This window comes from Acidithiobacillus sp. TH-A35, from assembly GCF_057473505.1.
Map to the genome: position 1 here is coordinate 1 of NZ_JBYCKR010000044.1, position 2,486 is coordinate 2,486.

The 2,486-nt window shown below is 57.0% G+C and carries 5 protein-coding genes; all 5 read right to left on the reverse strand.

Annotation, left to right across the window (positions count from 1 at the left end):
- Nucleotides 1-297 (reverse strand): Hsp70 family protein (locus tag AC2VNK_RS01825; protein ID WP_486882595.1); only part of this gene is annotated, 297 nt, incomplete at its 3' end.
- A 45-nt stretch (nucleotides 298-342) separates the two neighbouring features.
- Entirely contained in the window at nucleotides 343-858 is a 516-nt protein-coding gene (locus AC2VNK_RS01830) for a nucleotide exchange factor GrpE (RefSeq protein WP_291522468.1), read from the reverse strand.
- A gap of 72 nt (nucleotides 859-930) precedes the next feature.
- A complete protein-coding gene (hrcA, locus tag AC2VNK_RS01835) occupies nucleotides 931-1,953 on the reverse strand; it encodes a heat-inducible transcriptional repressor HrcA (RefSeq protein WP_291522470.1) in 1,023 nt (340 codons plus the stop codon).
- A 243-nt stretch (nucleotides 1,954-2,196) separates the two neighbouring features.
- Nucleotides 2,197-2,352 (reverse strand): 50S ribosomal protein L33, encoded by a 156-nt coding sequence (gene rpmG / locus AC2VNK_RS01840; protein WP_113526044.1) that lies wholly within the window; start codon nucleotides 2,350-2,352, stop codon nucleotides 2,197-2,199.
- Nucleotides 2,353-2,362: 10 nt separating this feature from the next.
- A partial coding sequence (locus AC2VNK_RS01845; protein ID WP_486882596.1) for a large ribosomal subunit protein bL28 occupies nucleotides 2,363-2,486 on the reverse strand: 124 nt, incomplete at its 5' end.

Below are 2,486 nucleotides of genomic sequence, written 5' to 3' on the forward strand. Positions count from 1 at the left end.
GCCGTTGTCGGCCTTGATGACTTTGTAAGGCACATGCTTGAGGTCTTTCTGGACCTCGGCATCGTCAAACTTGCGGCCGATCAGGCGCTTGACCTCATAAACGGTATTTTCCGGATTGGTAACGGCCTGACGCTTGGCCGCTTCACCCACCAATACTTCGCCCTCTTCGGTGATAGCGACAATGGACGGCGTGGTGCGCTTACCTTCGCTGTTCTCAATCACCTTGACCTTATCGCCTTCCATCACGGCGACGCAGGAGTTGGTGGTTCCCAAATCGATTCCTATTACTTTTGCCATTTTATCATCTCCTGAATATGCAAAACCTGTCTGGTGTGCGTTGTGTTATTCTGCCGCTTTAGGTGCTTTGGAAACGGAAACCATGGATGGTCGCAACAAGCGGTCATGCATTAAATAACCTTTCTGATGCACCGCCAGAACCCGGTTTGCGTCCCCCTCCGTTTCCACCATGGCAATCGCCTGATGCAGATGGGGATCAAAACGCCCTTCGCCCATTTCTATGGGGGCGATGCCGGCCTTTCCCAAGGCCTGGGCAAACAGCGTCAACGTATTTTCTAAACCCTGCCGCAATGGCGCGATACTCTCGGCGCCCTCCACCGGGCTGGCCAGCGCCAGCTCCAGACTGTCAATCACCGGCAGCAATTCGCGGGCAAAACGATCCACCGCATAATTGCGGGCGTCTTCGACCTGCTTTTCATGACGCTTGCGCAGGTTCTCGGTATCTGCCAAGGCGCGCAAATAATCGTTGCGGTAGCCTTCCGCCTTCTCTTCCCAGTTCACCACTTCTGCACTGGTAGATTCTGCTTCAGTGGATGGCGATTCCTGCTCTTCTTCATTCATGTGCAATCAACCCCTGAAAGTTTGAGTCCAAGACGATATGGGGAAGGGGCCGGAGTATTTCAAGACCCGGCGTCATCCGGATTGCGACAGGGCGCGACCGAGCAGTTGCGCCGTGCCGTCGACCAGCGGGATGATCTGCTGGTAGGGCATCCGCATCGGTCCGATCACCCCCAATACCCCGACCACCTCCCCATCGACACTGTAGGGCGCCGATACCACGCTACAATCACTGAGCGGCGCATAGCCCGACTCTTCGCCGATAAAAAGACGCACTTCACTACCGCGCATGCTCTCATCCAGCAAATGCACCAGATCGCGCTTCTGCCGCACGGCGGCCAGGAGCTCGCGCAGGCGTTCACTTCCCGCCAGCTCCGGCAGGTCCAGCCATTGGAATTCGCCCTCGATGAGCATGCGCTGCTGATCTTCCTCCAGCATTTCTTCGCCCAACTCCATGGCGCTGCGCAGAATGCGGTCCATTTCATGACGGGACTGCTGCAGGTCTCGCTGCAAATTATGGATGACATCCTGCAATGGTCGACCACCATAGGTGGCATTGAAGAAATTGGCCGCCTGCGTTAGTTCTGCCGCGCCGAAAGGTTGCTCGGTGCGGATCAGGCGATTCTCCACGTCCCCCTTGTCGGTGACGAAGATGGCCAACACCTCACGCTCGCGCAGGGCGATAAAGTCCACATGCCGCAAAATCCGGGTTGCCCGCCGCGGCACCCGCACAAAGCCCGCCATGTGCGTCAGTTCAGAGAGAATGCCCGTGGCGGCGTGCAGCACCTGCTCCGCATCCGGAGCGCGAAAACCGATGCGATGAATGAGCAGGCGGTTGGATTCCGCCGACAGCGGCACCACCCGCAGCAGTGCATCGACAAAAAAACGATAGCCGACATGGGTGGGAATGCGCCCGGCAGAAGTGTGGGGGGAGATCAGGTAGCCCTCGTCCTCCAGGTCCGCCATGACATTACGCACGGTAGCGGGACTGATGTTGAGGCCGGCATCACGGGCCAACTGGCGACTGCCGACCGGCACGCCTTTGGCGATATGCTGCTCAATGAGGGATTTGAGCAGGTGACGGGCGCGTTCATCCATGGCCGTCTACAATCCCGGCCAAAATGCGCAAGGCACGCAGAGCGGCGCCCCTCGTACGACGGGCGAGGACAGCGTCTGCATGGCGCAGATAAAGGGATAAAACATGGCGGTAGAAATCATCCTTGGCACTCAACCATCATGAGTGCTAGTAATTTAGCAAAAAATGATGGCGGAGCAAAGGAATAGTCTGGCCCCTCCCGAAGATTCAGGGCAGACCACCGGGAGGCAGACCGAAAAAGGGTGTTACTTGATCTTGTCTTCCCGGTACATCACATGCTTCCGGACCTTGGGATCGAATTTTTTCATTTCCAGCTTATCGGGCTTGGTCTTCTTGTTCTTGGTGGTGGTGTAGAAATGACCGGTACCGGCCGTGGAAACGAGCTTAATCTTGTCACGCATGATTCAATCCTCAGATCTTTTCGCCGGCGGCGCGCAGCTCAGCCAGAACGACATCAATCCCTTTCTTGTCAATGGTACGGATGCCCTTGGTGCTCACCCGCATACGCACCCAACGGTTCTCGCTCTCCACCCAG

What these genes read in the sequence shown, in the direction of transcription:
- rpmG (WP_113526044.1), bottom strand. Translation starts at nt 2,352, where the DNA reads ATGCGTGACAAGATTAAGCTCGTTTCCACGGCCGGTACCGGTCATTTC.
- hrcA (WP_291522470.1), bottom strand. Translation starts at nt 1,953, where the DNA reads ATGGATGAACGCGCCCGTCACCTGCTCAAATCCCTCATTGAGCAGCAT.
- AC2VNK_RS01830 (WP_291522468.1), bottom strand. Translation starts at nt 858, where the DNA reads ATGAATGAAGAAGAGCAGGAATCGCCATCCACTGAAGCAGAATCTACC.